Raw genomic sequence first — 19,158 nt, forward strand, 5'->3', positions numbered from 1 at the left:
TCGTTGAGACTTGGTATTCATTTTTCGTCTTGCGACGTTAAGAATCCGTATCTTCGAGTGCCCACACAGATTGTCTGATAAATTGTTAAAGAGCAGTTGCGACGCGCTTTAGCGCTCTGTCGCGAGGTCCCGTATATTACGTTTTCCTCATTCAGAGTCAAGCATTTATTTTTGCTTTTCTCTACGAGATTCTCAGTGGAACCCCGCTGACCCGGCGGCTTGTAATCCGTTGTTCCGTGTCAGTGGAGGCGCATTATAGGGAGTTATTTCAGGCTGACAAGGGGAAATTTAAAATAATCTTCCGAGTGCGTATTTTTTCATCAAAACCACTTAAACTGACAGTTTTTCGAGCGTTTTAAAGCCATAGCGCTGTAGCACAGGCAATAATTGTTCAGCTTCTGTCGTCATTGCCATACAAAATGCGACGTTCTCATCGGTTGATTTCGCATCTGGCGCTTCATGCTCTAACAACCAGGCCGTGCGGCGCGCTATCGCGGCACCAGAATCCACCAGTCTCGTCCCCTCGGGCAGGACCTGTAAAAGCTCTTCCTGTAATAGAGGGAAATGAGTGCAACCGAGCACTACTGTGTCAGGTGGTTCAGACATCCGCAGCCATGGACGCAGAATACGCCGCAGTTCTTCCAGAGAAACTGTTTCACCGTGCAGCTTCGCTTCCGCCAGTTCCACCAGCTCAGCAGAACCCAACATTGCAATTTGGCATTCGTTAGCGAATCGCGCAATCAGCTCATGGGTATACGAGCGCTTCACCGTTGCACGTGTAGCCAGTAGCCCCACAACACCGTTCGCCGTGAGTCGCGCTGCCGGTTTAATCGCAGGCACCACGCCCACAACCGGGAAAGCAAATTTCTCACGTAACGCAGGGAGCGACACCGTGCTTGCTGTATTACACGCGATGACCGCAAGAGAGAGGGGATAGCGCTGCTGGACCGCAGTCACTATCTCAACAACACGCTCGACGATAAACTCCTCGCTCTTCTCTCCATAAGGAAAGGCGACGTTGTCGAAAGCGTAGATATAGTGGAGATCCGGCAGAAGACGCCGGATCTCGTCATAGACCGACAACCCACCGACGCCGGAATCAAACACCAGCACGGTGGGACGGGGATCAGAAGGTGTAGCTGCCAGACAAGGTGTATTCCCGTCCTGCAGTTGCGTAGCCATAAACTGTCTCGTAATCTTTATCGAACAGGTTGGCGATTTTACCACGAACTGTCAGCTGTGAGGTGATTGGATATGACACTCCGATATCCCACAAGCTGACGCCGCCCAATTTAACATCACGATTATTGTCGTAATCATTATCGTAACGTTCACCTATATATTGATAAGCAACGTTCCACCCCAAGTCCTGAACCTGCCCAGTTAACTCATACTTAACCTGCTGTTTTGCTCGGCGATAGAGTACCTTATTCGTATCATCATCCCGCGGGTCAACATACTGTAGCGTCAGGTGATGATCTACCGGGCCAGTCGTAACATTCCCAGTCCATTCCAGCCCTTTAATCGTGGCTGACTTAACGTTGACGTACTGGTTATTCTTGTAATCGATCAGGTTTTGAATTTCATAATGATATGCAGAAAGACGCCAATCAAGCGGCCCTGTCAATCCATCAATCCCTGCTTCCCACTGTTTAGATTCTTCCGGTTTCAAATTCGGGTTGGCTGCAATACCCGGCCCATAGGAAGAGGCAAAACGCGTAGCCCCGTATTGCTGACCAAGTGAAGGAGCCAGGAAACCTGTGCCATAAGAGAGCGTTGCACGGTAGCCATCAACAAACTCCCAGCCTGCAGCAGTCTGCCAGGTGCCATGCCAGCCGAATTGTTCATCATGATCTTCACGGCCTGAGGCTTCCAGCGTGACGCTATCAATTTGTTGTTGCCCAGTTAGATAAAGTCCGGTCGTATCACGTTTATAAGCGTCCGATTTCGTGGTACTACTGGAAGTCAGCTTTTCTTGTTTCCAGTCGACACCACCGCTAATCGCTCCATGCCCAACCTCAACGTTATTTCCCCACTGAATATAGCGCTGTTCCATATTATCCAGCGTAGCATCCCCCGCATAACGACCGAGTTGATTGCTATAGTTGTAATCTTTGAGATGCTGGTAGTTAGCAATCAGTTGGGCGGAATAGATACCTGAGCTGTAACGAAGGCCGGAATCCCAGGACTGAGTGTAATTCTGAGCTTCGTCATTACCGCCAGCATAGCCATAAGAGCCCTGATCGTAATCGCTATTCGCCGTGTAGCCGTAACCACGGAAGAAACCGGAGAAGTTATCGTTAAACTTGTGCTGCAAGCCGCCCCAGAACAGTTTGTTGCGATAACCATCGCGATCGCTGTCGCCGCTGTAAGGGGAGTCAGGTTGAATGTTAAAACCTTTGGTCGTCTGGTAAGCGCCAGCCGCCGTCACCATCGTGTCACCAAATCGTTTATTTATCGTTCCGTCGTAGGTCTGATAACCATCAGTCCCCATACCTGCGTTGATCTGTGATTTCTCTTCATTACTCATCGTAATGATGTTCATCACACCACCGATCGCACCAGATCCGTACACAGCTGAACGCGGCCCGCGAATATATTCAACACGTTGCACCAACGATACCGGAATCTGACCAATATCAATCGCATTACCGATGCCTGCACGCGCCATCGGCACGCCATCAATCAATACCAGGACATGCCGGGACTCAGTACCGCGAACATACAGCGAGGAGCTTTTCCCCATACCGCCGCTTTGCGAAATATCTACGCCCGGCAATCGGCGCATGACATCATTGAGATCTTTTGACTGCCAGCGCTGAATATCTTCACGCGTCACCACATCAGTGGGGGCAAGGACAGTATTAACAGGCTGCTGAAAACGGTTGGCAGTAACGACGAGAGTATCTGGGCTAGTATCCTGTGCCCAACCAGAAAATGCCGTGACGGAAAGTGCCGTGCACAGCAACGATTTTTTAATCATTGTAAAGCATCCACAATATAAGAAGGATGCCGCAGGTCCCACCGATAGTACGCGATGATGAAAGCCAGATGCGACGTTAGCCGGCAGGTCTTCGGGCTTGGAGGCAACTTAAAGAGACGATAACTTCCCACGGCATGCCGCAGTGTCTGCACCAGGTGCGCTCATCCCCTACCTTCCTTACCGCTGCGCGTCAGCTCCAGATTCACACTGGATTCCCTTTTAACTCACAGGACCGGAAAACGGATGCTACAGTTTGTTACAACCCACTGTCCAGACTGCGTATCACAATATCGGAAATCATCAATGACTGGACATCTGATGAGCAATCCCTACAATCCCCGCGTACTTTTATTTTTCAGGACGCATCATGACCCCCGAACACCTTCCGACAGAACAGTACGACGCACAGTTAGCTGAAAAAGTGGTGCGTCTGCAGAGCTTAATGACGCCATTTTATGCACAGGCTCCGGAAGTGTTTCGCTCACCGGTCAGCCACTACCGTATGCGCGCGGAATTCCGTGTGTGGCATGACGGTGATGATCTGTACCACATCATGTTCGACAGCCAGACCAAAAACCGTATCCGTGTCGACAGCTTCCCGGCAGCCAGTGAGCTTATCAACACGCTGATGACGGCAATGATCGAAGGCGTTCGCAACAACCACGTCCTGCGTCACAAACTGTTTCAGATTGATTACCTAACTACCCTGAGCGATCAGGCGGTGGTATCGATGCTGTACCATAAAAAGCTGGATGATGAATGGCGTCAGGAAGCTGAAACGCTGCGGGATGCGCTACGGGCGAAAAACCTGAATGTGCATCTGATTGGCCGGGCAACCAAAACCAAAATCGAGCTGGATCAGGACTACATTGACGAACGCCTACCGGTTGCGGGTAAAGAGATTATCTATCGCCAGGTTGAGAACAGCTTCACCCAGCCGAACGCCGCCATGAATATTCAGATGTTGGAGTGGGCGATTGATGTCACCAGGGGCTCAAAAGGCGACCTGCTGGAGCTGTATTGCGGCAATGGCAATTTCTCGTTAGCCCTGGCACAAAACTTCAACCGCGTACTGGCGACGGAAATCGCCAAGCCGTCCGTTGCTGCTGCACAGTACAACATTGCGGCTAACCAGATTGAAAACGTACAAATAATCCGCATGGCGGCCGAAGAGTTTACTCAGGCGATGAACGGCGTTCGCGAGTTCAACCGTTTGCAGGGAATCGATCTGAAGAGTTACCAGTGTGAAACTATCTTCGTTGACCCACCGCGCAGCGGTCTGGACAGCGAAACGGAGAAAATGGTGCAGGCGTATCCGCGCATTCTGTACATCTCCTGCAATCCGGAGACGCTGTGTAAAAACCTGGAAACGTTAAGCCAGACGCACAATGTTTCACGTCTGGCGCTATTCGATCAGTTCCCGTATACGCACCATATGGAGTGCGGCGTACTGTTAACCAAGAAGTAAGACAGAATGTAGGCTGGATAAGCACTACCTGTTCAGATTGCCGGATAGCGGCTTTGCCTTATCCGGCCTACCGCTACAACTGTTACTCCGCAATTTCCTGTTTACGGTTACGGACTTTAAAGCCGATCCAGAACACCAGAATCACAGACAGTACCGCCGGGAAGAAGTTAGAGCCGATATCCGGATATTCAGCGCGTACCACGGTGCTGTACAGCAAAACGCCGAGGATAAAGCAGGCGGCAGCCAGGCCCGGCAATCCCACAGGCATGGTGCGGTTCTGATAGCGTTGATGCAGACAATACACCGTCAGCACCAGCGAAATGATCGGGAATACTGAGAATGGCACAATGGAGCTAAACAGCGCCGCAAATGTACCATTGATCGATAAGCCAGCAACCAGCGCCAGCAGCAGCGTACCTTTATCTTGACCTGACTGTTTCATTGCTTGTCCTTCTCGTTACTCGGAGTGGTGCGTCATCTTCTCTTGTTCACGGCGGTACCAATAAAATGCGCCTTTCGCGATCATGCGTAGTTGCAATACCAGCCGCTCTTCCAGCTGTCGGCGCTGCTCAGCGCCAACATCCAGTGCTTCTGCCCCGGCGCTGAACACAATGGTTACCATGGCTTCGGCTTGTGCTTCAGTAAACGCACGAGGCATATGGTTTTCGAGTTCCAGATAGTCCGCAAGTTCCGCAATGAAGTGCTGAATTTCACGAGCGACCGCTGCACGAAACGCTGCGGATGTCCCCGAACGCTCGCGCAATAATAAACGGAAGGCGTTGGGATTGTTGCCGATGAACTCCATAAATGTTGAGACCGAGGTGCGGATCACACTCCCGCCCTTCGCGATACGCTGGCGCGCCTGGCGCATCAACTGACGCAGCATCAGACCGCTCTCGTCCACCATCGTCAGGCCGAGTTCATCCACATCGCGGAAATGGCGATAAAACGAGGTTGGCGCAATGCCCGCTTCACGAGCGACTTCGCGTAAACTGAGGCTGGCAAAACTACGCTCAGCGCTGAGTTGACTAAATGCGGCTTCTACCAGCGAACGCCGGGTTTTCTCTTTTTGTTGCGCTCTAACGCCCATCACGATGTCTGAATCCTTCCACATACCTTGCTGGCACTATACCAGAGATTAGGCGGTTGGCATGGCTTTGTGAATGATTGTTTACGCGCAGTTTGTGCTTCGACTTCGCAAAAAAGCACAACGATAATTGGGTTATCTCAACAACGATGTTACTATTCTGTTGCTTTTATGTATAAGAACAGGTAAGCCTGACCATGTCACATTCTTACGATTACGATGCAATAGTAATAGGTTCCGGTCCCGGCGGCGAAGGCGCGGCAATGGGTCTGGTTAAGCAAGGAGCGCGCGTCGCGGTGATTGAGCGCTATCATAATGTCGGCGGAGGTTGTACCCACTGGGGCACCATCCCGTCGAAAGCTCTCCGCCACGCCGTCAGCCGCATTATTGAATTCAATCAGAACCCACTGTACAGCGACCACTCCCGACTCCTTCGTTCTTCTTTCGCTGATATTCTCAACCACGCTGATAACGTTATTAATCAGCAAACGCGTATGCGGCAAGGATTTTACGAGCGCAACCACTGCGAAATTTTGCAGGGAAATGCCCGTTTTGTTGATGAACACACGATCGCCCTGGAATGTCACGACGGTACGGTGGAAACGCTGACTGCGGATAAGTTTGTTATTGCCTGCGGTTCGCGTCCTTATCGCCCTGTTGATGTCGACTTTTCGCATCCCCGGGTTTACGACAGTGACTCTATCCTGAGCCTGCACCACGAACCCCGTCATGTGCTGATTTATGGCGCGGGGGTCATTGGATGTGAATATGCGTCGATCTTCCGTGGAATGGACGTCAAAGTTGATTTAATCAACACCCGCGATCGTCTGCTGGCATTCCTCGATCAGGAGATGTCCGACTCGCTCTCTTACCACTTCTGGAACAGCGGTGTGGTCATTCGCCACAACGAAGAGTATGAGAAGATTGAAGGTTGCGATGACGGCGTCATCATGCACCTGAAGTCCGGTAAGAAACTGAAGGCCGACTGCCTGCTGTACGCCAATGGCCGTACCGGTAATACCGATTCGCTGGCGCTGGAAAACATTGGTCTGAAAACCGACAGCCGCGGGCAGCTCAAAGTGAATAGCATGTACCAGACGGCGCTGCCGCATGTGTACGCCGTAGGGGATGTGATTGGTTATCCGAGCCTGGCATCGGCGGCCTACGACCAGGGACGCATTGCCGCCCAGGCACTGGTAAAAGGCGAGGCCACCGCGCATCTGATCGAAGATATCCCAACCGGGATTTACACCATTCCGGAAATCAGCTCCGTTGGTAAAACCGAACAGCAGCTCACAGCAATGAAAGTTCCATACGAGGTTGGCCGCGCCCAGTTTAAGCATCTGGCACGTGCACAAATCGTGGGTATGAGTGTCGGAACGCTGAAGATCCTGTTCCATCGCGAAACCAAGGAGATTTTGGGGATCCACTGCTTTGGGGAGCGCGCGGCCGAAATTATTCACATCGGACAAGCGATAATGGAGCAAAAAGGTGGTGGTAACACTATCGAGTACTTCGTTAACACCACCTTTAACTACCCAACCATGGCAGAAGCCTATCGGGTAGCGGCGCTAAATGGCTTAAACCGCCTGTTTTAACGCACTGTCGAAATGGCCATCCATTGATCCACGGATGGCCTCTGCCAGCTGTTCATAACGGCTGCGCAGCGGCGAACCAGGACGGTACACCAGACCAATCGTACGACGCGGTTCGGGTTTAATGCATGGCAGATAAACGACACCATCACGCTTACGCTCCGGCGGAACGGCCAGCGCAGGCAGTAAGGTAATACCACTGCCTGCCGCCACCATGTTACGCAGCGTTTCCAGACTGGTTGCCCGAAAATGGGTATCTTCATCAGCACCCGCTTCAAAGCAGAAACCCATCGCCTGATCGCGCAGACAGTGGCCATCTTCCAGCATCAGCAGTTTTTCACCCGCCAGATCGGACATCGGTACACAGTCACGGTTTGCCCATGGGTGATCTTCATAGATCGCCAGCATCATAGGCTCATCAAATAACGGTACTTCGATGAACGCCTCACTCTCTTTGACCAGCGCCAGAATGACGCAGTCGAGCTTGCCGCTATCCAGTTGCGCCAACAGCTGATGTGTCTGCGCTTCATGGAGATACATCTCCAGTTTTGGGAAGGTCTGGTGCAACATCGGAATAATATGCGGCAGCAGGTATGGCCCCACCGTTGGGATCAAACCAATATGCAGCGGGCCAGACATTGTCTCGCCTTGTTGGCTTGCCATCTCCTTGAGCACTTTGACCTCGCGCAGCACGGTGCGCGCCTGATCCACCAGCAGCAAACCGGCCTGGGTGAACAGCACCTTGCGACTCGTACGCTCCAGCAACATGACGCCAAGCTCATCTTCCAGCTTGCGGATCTGCCCGCTCAGCGTGGGTTGGCTAACGTGACAGGAGTCTGCCGCTCGTCGGAAGTGACGATGTTCGGCTAGCGCCACCAGGTATTCAAGATCACGAATATTCATTATTCATCCTCCATCGCCACGATAGTTCGTAGCGATAGGTAGCATAGCAACGAACGATTATCCCTATCAAGCTTTCTGTTTAATAATGCACCACAGAAACGGAACGGTACCCCTTTAACCCTTGAAGCTACTGTCCGTTTTGAGAGTTTCTCTCATACTCGAAATAACTAAAGCCAACGTGAACTTTTGCGGACCTTGCGTCCGCATTTTTTTTGCATAAAAAAGCCCGGCGTCGCAAAGCTCGGCCGGGTTATGGTTTGGTAGGCCTGATAAGCGTAGCGCCATCAGGCAGAACGGCGCACAGTGCCGGATGGCGGCTTTGCCTTACGGACCTAGAGGCGTGCCTTCGCGTAGTCGATCGCCTGCGCAACCTGCTGCGGCGACACGCCACCTTTCGCTGCACGTTTATCCAGACACGATTGCAACGAGAGGATCGGGTAAACGTCATCACCAATCACCTGGCTAAACTTTTGTAAGTCGACAAGCGACAGCGCTTCCAGCGGTTTGCCCTGACGAATCGCCTCGACCACCGTTTCCCCCACAATATGGTGCGCTTCGCGGAACGGGACGCCTTTCGCCACCAGATAATCCGCCAGCTCAGTGGCGTTAGCATAACCCTGCTGCGCCGCTTCCTGACAACGCGGACGTTTCACCTGAATGCCATCCAGCACCAGCGCGGCCATATGCAGGCAGTCCAGCCAGGTGTCGAGCGCGTCGAACAGCCCTTCTTTGTCTTCCTGCATATCTTTGTTGTATGCCAGTGGAAGGCCTTTTAACGTCATCATCATGCCGGTCAGCGCACCCTGCACGCGACCGCATTTGCCACGGATCAGCTCCAGCGCATCCGGGTTTTTCTTCTGCGGCATCAGAGATGAACCGGAAGTCACACGGTCGGAGAGTTCAACAAAGCCCGCTTCGCCGGTGTTAAAGAAAATCAGATCTTCAGCAAAACGCGACAGGTGTACCATGCCGATAGAGGCATCGGAGAGTAACTCCAGCACGTGGTCACGGTCAGAAACGCTGTCCAGGCTGTTGCGCGTTGCCGAGGCAAAGCCCAACCAACCCGCCAACTGCTCGCGATCGATTTCATACGCCGTACCCGCCAGCGCGCCGCAGCCTAACGGACTGACGTCCAGGCGTTTGAGCGCATCCTGCAAACGGCTCTCGTCACGCGCCAACATTTCAACATAGGCCAGACACCAGTGAGCAAACGTCACCGGCTGCGCACGTTGCAGGTGGGTGTAACCCGGCATGACGGCGTCCTGGTTATTCTCCGCCGTCACCACCAGCGCAGTTTGCAACTGACGATTGGCCGACAGTAATTCGATAACCGTGTCTTTGCACCACAGCTTGAGATCGGTCGCGACCTGGTCATTACGGCTACGCCCGGTATGCAGTTTTTTACCAAGCTGGCCGACTTTATCAATCAGCTTACCTTCCACCCAACTGTGAATATCTTCGGCATCGCTTTGCAAAATCTGCTGAGGATTTGCGCGAACCTCTTCCAGCAGGTTATTCAGCGCCTCTTCCAACTGCAGCTGTTCATCGGCAGTCAGTACACCGACCGTTACTAACGCTTTGGACCAGGCCACAGAGCCAACAATATCCTGTTCTGCCAGGCGGTAGTCAAAACGCAACGAGTCGTTGAACTGTTTGAACCGCTGATCTGCTGCCTGTGTAAAACGCCCACCCCAAAGTGCCATAACGAATTTCCTTAATATGATATTTTTGCCCGGTGGCGCTGCGCTTACCGGGCCTACAAAACCCACGTAGGCCGGATAAGGCGAAGCCACCATCCGGCACATTAATAGTTAAGCCAGAATACGCGTACCAATTGGCGTGCCGTTAAACAGCGCCGGAAGCTGCTCTGCATGACGCCAGGAGGCGATATCCACCGGACGGCCCAGCGTACGCGCGGCATCCAGCGCCGCATTCACCTTCACGATCATGCCATCGGTAATAATGCCCTGTTCAATCAGCTGTTCCGCTTTCGCTGCGGTCATTTCGGCAATGCGCTGGCCTTTGCCATCCAGAATACCGCTCACATCAGAGAGCAGGATCAGATCCGCACCCAGCGTTGCCGCCAGCGCCATTGCAGCCTGATCGGCATTCACGTTCATCAGCAGACCATCATCAGTGACACCAATAGAGCTCACTACCGGCAGAAAACCGCTTTCCAGCAGCGTGTTAATCAGCTTAGGCGAACCCGGCTGCGCCAGTCCAACATGACCCAGTTCTTTATCGAGCGGCGTCACTTTTACGCTGTCGCCATCGCCAAGATACAGACCCACAGACGCGATGTGATGCTTTTTCGCCCAGGCCAGCAAGGTTTTATTCGCCGTTCCCGCCAGGGCACCGGTAATAATGTCAATTTGATCGGCAGGCGTGACGCGCAGACCATTTTTCTTTTTCACCGGCAGATTCAGCTGCTTCATCAGCTCGTCGACCACGCAGCCGCCACCGTGCACAATGACCAGCGGACGCTGGTGCGACTCACGATAATTCACCAGTGCGGTAAACAAGCGCTCCAGCGCCTCTTCACTATCCAGTAAAACGCCGCCCAGCTTGATAATTAATGGATTCATTGTTGCACCCTTAAATAAGAGACTGCGTTTGGGCAAAGCCAAAACGAATATTTGCGCACTGCATCGCCTGTGCCGCCGCGCCTTTCAATAAGTTGTCTTCCGTCGCCACAACGATCAGATGCTCACCCTGCACAGCAAACCCGATATCGCAGAATGGTAATCCAACCACATTCTTCAACGCTGGAACCCCTTTGTCATACAGACGCACCAGCGGTTTATCGCCATACGCCTGTTGCAGCGTCTGAGCCACCTGAGCATGAGTTACGCCCGCTTTAAGGCGGCAAGTGATAGTTTCCAGAATTCCGCGCGGGAAGTTGCCCAGATGCGGGGTGAAAATCACTTCAGCCCCCAGATGAGTAGCGATTTCCGGCTGATGACGATGGGTAAACACGCCATACGGTTGCAGGCTTACTTCGCAAAAACTATTAGAGATAGCCGCTTTACGGCCCGCGCCGCTTACGCCGCTGGTCGCATTAATTACCGGCCACTGGCTGAGATCCAACAACCCGGCGTCAATCAGTGGTTTCAGCGAAAGCTGCGCCGCCGTCGGGTAACAACCCGGCACAGCAATCAGATTCGCTTCTTTCAGTTGGTCTTCTTTCCATTCCGCCAGCCCGTAAACTGCCTGCTCCAGCAGGTCGGGATGCTGATGGGTAAAACCATAATATTTTTCATAGAACGCGCCGTCATTTACGCGAAACGCGCCAGAGAGGTCAAACACCACGCAACCGGCCTGCAAAAACTGCGGAGCCAGGTCATGACTTACCTCATGAGCCGTTGCGAGGAACACAACATCCACCCCTGCGCTAAACTCGCTGATATCTGACATTGGCTGCAACGGTAAATCGACAATGCCTTTCAACTGCGGATGCAAATCGGAGATTAATTTTCCTGCATCATTGCTTTGCGCTGAGACGGTCAAAGCGGTTATGGTCATATCAGGATGGCGATTTACATAGGTCACAAGCTCTGCGCCGGCATAGCCACTGGCGCCCACAATCAGCGTATTCAACATCGGGGCTGCTCACCTTCTTAGATTCTGTTGCCAGGTATAAGCCTTTATCACCTCACCTTACACTTGGTGGGTTTTATTACGCTCAACGTTAATGTATTTTTATTCATAAATACTGCATGAATATTGATACTATCATGACCCGAGGTGTGTCAACAATGAAAAACAATTTACCGCCATTTATCGAGATTTACCGCGCTCTGATTGCCACGCCATCGATTAGCGCTACCGAAGAAGCGCTCGATCAAAGCAATGAAGGTTTAATCACTCTGTTGGCGGGCTGGTTTAAAGATTTAGGCTTCAATGTGGAGGTCCAGCCGGTTCCCGATACGCGGAATAAATTCAATATGCTGGCGAGCATTGGACAGGGCTCTGGTGGTCTGTTGTTGGCGGGCCATACCGATACCGTACCCTTTGACGACGGACGCTGGACGCGCGATCCGTTCACCCTGACCGAGCATGACAATAAGCTCTATGGTTTGGGTACGGCGGACATGAAAGGCTTCTTCGCCTTTATCCTCGACGCGTTGCGTGATGTCGACGTCACGAAGCTGAAAAAGCCCCTCTACATTCTGGCCACTGCTGACGAAGAGACCAGCATGGCGGGAGCTCGCTACTTCTCTGAAACCACTGCTCTGCGCCCAGACTGCGCGATTATTGGCGAACCCACTTCACTGCAACCGGTTCGCGCACACAAAGGTCATATCTCTAATGCGATACGCATTCTGGGACAATCGGGTCATTCAAGCGATCCGGCGCGTGGCGTTAATGCGATTGAACTGATGCATGATGCCATCGGCCATATCATGCATCTGCGCGATGACCTGAAAGCGCGCTATCACCATGATGCCTTTACCGTTCCGTATCCAACGTTAAATTTGGGCCACATCCACGGCGGCGACGCCGCCAACCGAATCTGCGCCTGCTGCGAACTGCATATGGATATTCGCCCGCTACCGGGTATGACGCTAAACGATCTCAATGGGTTACTTAACGAAGCGCTGGCCCCTGTCAGCGAACGCTGGCCGGGTCGCCTGACCATATCGGAACTGCATCCACCGATTCCAGGCTATGAGTGTCCACCTGACCATCAACTGGTAGAGGTGGTTGAGAAACTGCTGGGCGCACAGACTGAAGTGGTGAACTACTGCACCGAAGCGCCATTTATCCAGACGCTTTGCCCGACGCTGGTATTGGGTCCTGGTTCTATTAATCAGGCGCATCAGCCGGATGAATATCTGGAAACACGCTTTATTAAGCCAACTCGCGAATTAATCACCCAGGTTGTGCATCATTTCTGCTGGCATTAACTGCTTGTCACCCCGCTAATCCTTTAGTGGTAAGCGGGGTGATTTTTTAACATTTCCATAAGCAACGCTTATTTGATTGGATGTGAATTAAATAACGTAAATTCACGGCATTTATTCGTTTGCTGAACCGATTTCGCAGCAATTGACGTCACGTGTTTTACGTGGCTTTATAAAAGACGGCTAAAAAGTTAAGTCCGCAAGATTTCGCGTGATAGTCAGGCGTGAAAGATACAGGACATATTCAAAATAGATGGGGTGTCTGGGTTAATATGAACGAACAATATTCCGCGTTGCGTAGTAATGTCAGTATGCTCGGCAAAGTGCTGGGAGAGACCATCAAGGATGCGCTGGGAGAGAACATTCTTGATCGCGTAGAAACAATTCGTAAGCTGTCCAAATCATCTCGCGCTGGCAATGAAGTTAATCGCCAGGAATTGCTCACCACACTGCAAAATCTGTCTAACGACGAGCTGCTGCCGGTTGCCCGCGCATTTAGCCAGTTCCTGAACCTGGCCAACACCGCCGAGCAATACCACAGCATTTCGCCAAAAGGCGAAGCAGCCAGCAACCCGGAAGTGATTGCTCGCACTCTGCGTAAACTGAAAGAGCAGCCCAACCTCAATGACGCCACCATCAAGAAAGCCGTAGAATCACTCTCTCTGGAGCTGGTACTCACCGCCCACCCGACCGAGATCACTCGTCGTACGCTGATCCATAAAATGGGTGAAGTGAACGCCTGCCTCAAGCAGCTTGATAACAAAGACCTCGTCGATTATGAACGCAACCAACTGATGCGCCGTCTGCGTCAGCTCATTGCCCAGTCCTGGCATACGGATGAGATCCGCAAGCTGCGCCCAAGCCCGGTTGATGAAGCTAAATGGGGTTTCGCGGTAGTTGAAAACAGCCTGTGGGAAGGTGTACCGAACTACCTGCGTGAGCTGAATGAACAACTGGAAGAGCATCTGGGTTATAAGCTGCCGGTTGATTTTGTCCCGGTTCGATTTACTTCCTGGATGGGCGGCGACCGTGATGGTAACCCGAACGTAACGGCAGATATCACCCGTCACGTGCTATTACTCAGCCGCTGGAAAGCGACAGACCTGTTCCTGAAAGACATCCAGTTTCTGATTTCTGAGCTGTCGATGGTGGATGCCACGCCAGAGCTGATGGCGCTGGTAGGCGAAGAAGGTGCAGCTGAACCTTATCGCTATCTGATGAAAACCCTGCGTTCTCGTCTGATGGCAACCCAGGCCTGGCTTGAAGCCCGTCTGAAAGGCGAGAAATTGCCGAAACCTGCGGGACTTCTCACCCAAAACGAACAGCTCTGGGACCCGCTATACGCGTGCTACCAGTCTCTGCAGGCCTGTGGCATGGGCATTATCGCCAATGGCGAATTGCTCGACACCCTTAGGCGCGTGAAGTGTTTCGGTGTGCCGCTGGTGCGTATTGATATTCGCCAGGAAAGCACCCGTCATACTGAAGCCCTGGGCGAACTGACCCGTTATCTGGGTATTGGCGACTACGAAAACTGGTCGGAAGCGGATAAACAGGCTTTCCTGATCCGCGAACTAAATTCCAAGCGTCCGCTCCTGCCGCGTAACTGGGAACCGAGCAACGACACCCGCGAAGTGCTCGACACCTGTCGGGTCATTGCCGAAGCCCCATATGGCTCCATTGCCGCCTATGTTATCTCGATGGCGAAAACTCCGTCGGATGTGCTGGCCGTGCATCTGCTGCTGAAAGAAGCCGGAATTGGTTTTGCTATGCCGGTCGCTCCGCTATTTGAAACGCTGGACGACCTCAACAATGCCGATGACGTCATGTCTCAACTTTTAAATATCGACTGGTACCGCGGCTTTATTCAGGGCAAACAGATGGTCATGATTGGCTACTCTGATTCTGCAAAAGACGCGGGCGTGATGGCGGCCTCCTGGGCGCAATACCAGGCTCAGGACGCGCTAATCAAAACCTGCGAAAAAGCCGGTATCGAACTGACGCTTTTCCACGGTCGCGGTGGTTCCATTGGTCGCGGCGGCGCGCCTGCACATGCGGCGCTACTCTCTCAACCGCCGGGCAGCCTGAAAGGCGGTCTGCGCGTGACAGAACAAGGGGAGATGATCCGCTTTAAATACGGCCTGCCGGAAGTGACCATCAGCAGCCTGTCGCTGTACACCGGAGCAATTCTGGAGGCCAACCTGTTACCACCGCCAGAACCGAAAGATAGCTGGCGTCATATCATGGATGAGCTTTCCGATATTTCCTGCGAGCTCTATCGTGGATATGTGCGTGAAAACAAAGACTTCGTCCCTTATTTCCGCTCGGCAACACCTGAGCAGGAACTGGGTAAACTCCCGCTCGGTTCACGTCCGGCAAAACGCCGTCCGACCGGCGGGGTAGAGTCTCTGCGCGCCATTCCGTGGATCTTCGCCTGGACGCAGAACCGCCTGATGCTCCCGGCCTGGCTGGGTGCAGGTACCGCGCTGCAAAAAGTGGTTGAAGACGGCAAGCAAAGCGAACTTGAAGCCATGTGCCGCGACTGGCCATTCTTCTCCACACGCCTTGGCATGCTGGAAATGGTTTTCGCGAAAGCAGACCTGTGGCTGGCAGAGTATTACGATCAGCGCCTGGTCAAAAAAGATCTGTGGCCGTTGGGTGCAGAGCTACGCCAACGCCTGGCAGCAGATATCGATGTCGTACTGGCGATTGCCAACGACTCACATTTGATGGCCGACCTGCCGTGGATTGCCGAGTCCATTCAGTTAAGAAATATTTATACTGACCCGCTGAACGTATTACAGGCAGAGCTGTTACACCGCTCACGCCTGGCGGAAGAGCAAGGCAATGCACCGGACCCACGCGTGGAACAAGCATTGATGGTCACAATCGCTGGTGTCGCCGCTGGTATGCGTAATACTGGCTAACGACCCCTCTCGTCGCCTTCGTGCTATTGTATGAAGGCGACGGCAAAAACTGCTGTCCTAACCGCTTCTTTTTCAATATATTCCCGCCTGAATATATTCACTCCATGAATATATCAACAACAAAACACGATCCTAAGATCGTGATGCTTCAGTTCCTCTTAATGTTTAGTCGCTACTCTTGGCGCTACGATTAAAGACAGGCTCACATTATGCAATCCTTACAACTCCAGTCTAAACCCGCCTTTAGCTGGAAAGCCCTGGGTTGGGCGCTCCTCTATTTTTGGTTTTTTTCCTCATTACTGCAGGCCGTTATCTATTTTAGTGGCTACAGCGGATCTACCGGTTTACGCGACTCCTTGCTGTTTAGTTCGCTGTGGTTGATTCCGGTATTCTTATTTCCAAACCGTATCCGCATTATTGCTGCAGTGATAGGCGTGGTGTTATGGGCGGCCTCGCTGGCTGCTCTGAGCTATTACGTCATCTACGGGCAAGAGTTCTCGCAAAGCGTTCTGTACGTAATGTTTGAAACCAATGCGAACGAAGCCAGCGAATATCTGAGCCAATATTTCAGCCTGAAGATTGTCTTAATTGCGCTGGCCTATACAGCTGTGGCAATTCTGCTATGGACACGTCTGCGTCCTGTGCATATTCCATCACCCTGGCGCTATCTGGTGTCGTTTGCACTGTTATACGGATTGATTCTGCATCCGATGACAGTGAACACATTTATCAAACATAAGCCGTTTGAAAAAACGTTGGATGGTCTCGCTTCACGCATGGAGCCTGCCGCACCGTGGCAGTTCATCTCCGGGTATTATCAGTATCGTCAGCAGTTGACCGCGCTGAATAGCCTGCTGAATGAGAACAATGCCCTGCCGCCGCTGGCCAACTTTAAAGACAACTCCGGTGATGCGCCGCGTACGCTGGTACTGGTGATTGGCGAGTCAACGCAACGTGGCCGCATGAGCCTGTACGGTTACCCACGCGAAACAACGCCTGAACTGGATGCGCTGCATAAATCCGATCCTAACTTCACCGTGTTCAATAATGTCGTGACCTCACGTCCGTACACCATTGAAATCCTGCAGCAGGCGCTGACCTTTGCCAACGAGAAGAACCCGGATCTGTATCTGACTCAGCCGTCCCTGATGAACATGATGAAACAGGCAGGTTATAAAACCTTCTGGATCACCAATCAGCAGACGATGACCGCCCGCAACACCATGCTGACGGTGTTCTCTAAGCAGACGGATAAACAGTTCTATATGAACCAGCAGCGTACCCAAAGTGCGCGCGAATATGACAGCAACGTGCTGGCGCCGTTTAAAGAAGTACTGGCTGACCCTGCACCGAAAAAGTTCATCATCGTTCACCTGCTGGGTACGCACATTAAGTACAAATTCCGTTACCCGGATGGTCAGGGTAAGTTCGACAATAATATCGACAATGTGCCCGCTGGCCTGAGTAACGATGAGCTGGAAGCTTACAACGATTACGACAGCGCGAATGTTTACAATGACCATATCATTGCCAGTCTGATCAAAGACTATAAAGCGACCGATCCGAACGGCTTCCTGCTGTACTTCTCCGATCATGGGGAAGAGGTATACGATACGCCGCCGCATAAAACGCAGGGTCGTAATGAAGACAACCCAACGCGCCATATGTATACGGTGCCGTTCCTGCTGTGGACCTCGGAAAAATGGCAGGCCGCACACCCGCGTGACTTCTCACAGGATGTTAATCGTAAATACAGCAGCTCAGAGCTTATCCACACCTGGTCTGATTTAGCGGGCTTCACCTATGATGGTTTCGATCCAACTCGTGCCATTACCAGCCCGCAGTTCAAAGAGACTACCCGCTGGATTGGCAACCCGTACAAAAAGAATGCCCTGATTGATTACGATACCCTGCCTTACGGCGATCAAATCGGTAATCAGTAACAGTCTGCCGGATGCGCTACGCTTATCCGGCCTACAGCTCGCAAAGACTTGTAGGCCGGATAAGCGTAGCGCATCCGGCAATAATCACTTGAGGGCGATTGTTTTCAACGTTACTGTTTCCCTGTCTGCTGCCTGCAAGGGATTAACATGTATCACGACATCAGCCACCTGCTCTCTCGCCTGATCAACGGCCCCACACCGCTGCGGCAGATTTACTTTGCCAGCACCAGTAGCTCAACGCCGGAACTGGCGTATCAGGTCGATTTTCCCCGACTGGAGATTGTGCTGGAAGGTGAATTCACCGATAACGGTGTTGCTGGCGCATCCGCGACGTTACAGCCTTGCGATGCCTTGTTCGTTCCGGCTGGTGGCTGGAACTTTCCACAGTGGCTCACACCGGTGACCACGCTCAGTATCTTATTTGGCAAACAGCAACTGGGTTTTAGCATCGTTCAGTGGGACGGTAAGCAATATCAAAACCTTACCCGCCAGCACGTTGCGCGGCGTGGACCGCGTGTTGGCTCATTCCTGCTGCAAACGCTCAATGAAATGCAGATGCAGCCGCAGGAGCAGCAAACCGCCAGGCTAATCGTTGCAAGCTTACTGAGCCACTGCCGCGATCTGCTCGGCAGCCAGATCCAAACCGCATCACGCAGCCAGGCGCTTTTCGAAGCCATTCGCAACTATATTGACGAACGCTACGCTTCACCGCTCACCCGAGAATCCGTCGCGCAGGCGTTCTACATCTCACCCAATTATCTTTCCCACCTTTTTCAAAAAACGGGCGCTATCGGGTTTAACGAATACCTGAACCACACGCGACTGGAACACGCAAAAACGCTGTTGAAGGGTTACGAATTGAAGATTAAAGAGGTGGCGCACATTTGTGGGTTTGTTGACAGCAACTACTTCTGCCGCCTGTTTCGCAAAAATACCGAACGTTCACCATCAGAATACCGTCGGCAGTACCACAGCCAATTGACGGAGAAAGAAGCTAATCCAGAGTAAGATGTGTGTGCTGTGGCGCTGAAAGCAGCTTTCGTACGGCGCTCATCACCCGCTGCGGCTCACGCAGAAATGCGCTAATGCCCGACTGAACGTATCGGCTCTGCGTAAAACGCTCTGCCCCTGCCAGTTCAATATCAGTAATGAGCAACACCACATCAGCGCGGTTAATATCCTCTTCCATCAGGCGATTTTCGGTTCCCAATGCCCCTTGAGTTTCGATCTTGATGCTCCATTTTTCCTGCTGGCAGAGTTTCTCCAGCCGCTCAGCTGCCATATAGGTATGGGCCACGCCGCTTACGCACGCGGTGACAGCAACCAGATATCGTACAGGTGCGATGGTCAT

Annotated in this window: 15 protein-coding genes and 1 riboswitch; of the genes, 6 read left to right on the forward strand and 9 right to left on the reverse strand. The window is 52.4% G+C overall.

Features of this window, described 5'->3' with window-relative positions; all coding sequences use genetic code 11:
* Nucleotides 1-330: 330 nt before the first annotated feature.
* Together murI and btuB are read right to left on the reverse strand one after the other, a co-directional pair.
* Nucleotides 331-1,182 (reverse strand): glutamate racemase, encoded by an 852-nt coding sequence (gene murI / locus JQN59_RS22760; protein ID WP_003847829.1) that lies wholly within the window; start codon nt 1,180-1,182, stop codon nt 331-333.
* Entirely contained in the window at nt 1,127-2,983 is a 1,857-nt protein-coding gene (btuB, locus tag JQN59_RS22765; RefSeq protein WP_032945649.1) for a TonB-dependent vitamin B12 receptor BtuB, read from the reverse strand. The genes murI and btuB overlap by 56 nt, the downstream gene beginning before the upstream one ends.
* 65 nt (nt 2,984-3,048) lie before the next feature.
* Nucleotides 3,049-3,235: riboswitch (cobalamin riboswitch) on the reverse strand.
* 115 nt (nt 3,236-3,350) lie between these two features.
* Between btuB and trmA the strand changes: the two genes are divergently transcribed.
* On the forward strand, nt 3,351-4,451 hold the full coding sequence (trmA, locus tag JQN59_RS22770) for a tRNA (uridine(54)-C5)-methyltransferase TrmA (RefSeq protein ID WP_149607392.1): 1,101 nt from the start codon (nt 3,351-3,353) through the stop codon (nt 4,449-4,451).
* An 82-nt stretch (nt 4,452-4,533) separates the two neighbouring features.
* Here the strand turns inward: trmA and JQN59_RS22775 are convergent, their stop codons facing one another.
* Nucleotides 4,534-4,893, reverse strand: a complete 360-nt coding sequence (locus tag JQN59_RS22775) for a YijD family membrane protein (RefSeq protein WP_003825114.1) — start codon at nt 4,891-4,893, stop codon at nt 4,534-4,536.
* Nucleotides 4,894-4,908: 15 nt separating this feature from the next.
* Entirely contained in the window at nt 4,909-5,544 is a 636-nt protein-coding gene (fabR, locus tag JQN59_RS22780; RefSeq protein WP_003028862.1) for an HTH-type transcriptional repressor FabR, read from the reverse strand.
* A gap of 191 nt (nt 5,545-5,735) precedes the next feature.
* On the opposite strand from fabR, the gene sthA reads away from it, so the two are divergent.
* Nucleotides 5,736-7,136, forward strand: a complete 1,401-nt coding sequence (sthA, locus tag JQN59_RS22785) for a Si-specific NAD(P)(+) transhydrogenase (protein ID WP_003028860.1) — start codon at nt 5,736-5,738, stop codon at nt 7,134-7,136.
* Here the strand turns inward: sthA and oxyR are convergent.
* From oxyR to argC, 4 genes are all read right to left on the reverse strand, one after another.
* On the reverse strand, nt 7,119-8,036 hold the full coding sequence (gene oxyR / locus JQN59_RS22790) for a DNA-binding transcriptional regulator OxyR (protein ID WP_008787060.1): 918 nt from the start codon (nt 8,034-8,036) through the stop codon (nt 7,119-7,121). The genes sthA and oxyR overlap by 18 nt on opposite strands.
* A 332-nt stretch (nt 8,037-8,368) precedes the next feature.
* On the reverse strand, nt 8,369-9,739 hold the full coding sequence (gene argH / locus JQN59_RS22795; RefSeq protein WP_008787059.1) for an argininosuccinate lyase: 1,371 nt from the start codon (nt 9,737-9,739) through the stop codon (nt 8,369-8,371).
* 108 nt (nt 9,740-9,847) lie between these two features.
* Complete coding sequence (argB, locus tag JQN59_RS22800) at nt 9,848-10,621, reverse strand: acetylglutamate kinase (RefSeq protein WP_204528150.1); 774 nt, start codon at nt 10,619-10,621, stop codon at nt 9,848-9,850.
* Between the two features lie 10 nt (nt 10,622-10,631).
* On the reverse strand, nt 10,632-11,636 hold the full coding sequence (gene argC, locus JQN59_RS22805) for an N-acetyl-gamma-glutamyl-phosphate reductase (RefSeq protein WP_032945645.1): 1,005 nt from the start codon (nt 11,634-11,636) through the stop codon (nt 10,632-10,634).
* A gap of 155 nt (nt 11,637-11,791) precedes the next feature.
* Here argC and argE point away from each other — a divergent pair, with 155 nt between their 5' ends.
* The 4 genes from argE (at nt 11,792) to JQN59_RS22825 (ending at nt 18,815) form a co-directional block, all read left to right on the forward strand.
* Entirely contained in the window at nt 11,792-12,943 is a 1,152-nt protein-coding gene (gene argE / locus JQN59_RS22810) for an acetylornithine deacetylase (RefSeq protein ID WP_149607391.1), read from the forward strand.
* A 269-nt stretch (nt 12,944-13,212) separates the two neighbouring features.
* Entirely contained in the window at nt 13,213-15,864 is a 2,652-nt protein-coding gene (gene ppc, locus JQN59_RS22815) for a phosphoenolpyruvate carboxylase (protein WP_003825139.1), read from the forward strand.
* Between the two features lie 209 nt (nt 15,865-16,073).
* A complete protein-coding gene (locus tag JQN59_RS22820) occupies nt 16,074-17,807 on the forward strand; it encodes a phosphoethanolamine transferase CptA (RefSeq protein ID WP_079935055.1) in 1,734 nt (577 codons plus the stop codon).
* A 147-nt stretch (nt 17,808-17,954) separates the two neighbouring features.
* On the forward strand, nt 17,955-18,815 hold the full coding sequence (locus tag JQN59_RS22825) for a helix-turn-helix transcriptional regulator (RefSeq protein WP_048215170.1): 861 nt from the start codon (nt 17,955-17,957) through the stop codon (nt 18,813-18,815).
* Here JQN59_RS22825 and JQN59_RS22830 read toward each other — a convergent pair.
* Nucleotides 18,802-19,158 (reverse strand): PTS fructose-like transporter subunit IIB, encoded by a 357-nt coding sequence (locus tag JQN59_RS22830; RefSeq protein WP_048215171.1) that lies wholly within the window; start codon nt 19,156-19,158, stop codon nt 18,802-18,804. The genes JQN59_RS22825 and JQN59_RS22830 overlap by 14 nt on opposite strands.

The sequence above is a fragment of the Citrobacter sp. B72 genome, from assembly GCF_016894305.1.
GTDB lineage: Bacteria > Pseudomonadota > Gammaproteobacteria > Enterobacterales > Enterobacteriaceae > Citrobacter > Citrobacter portucalensis.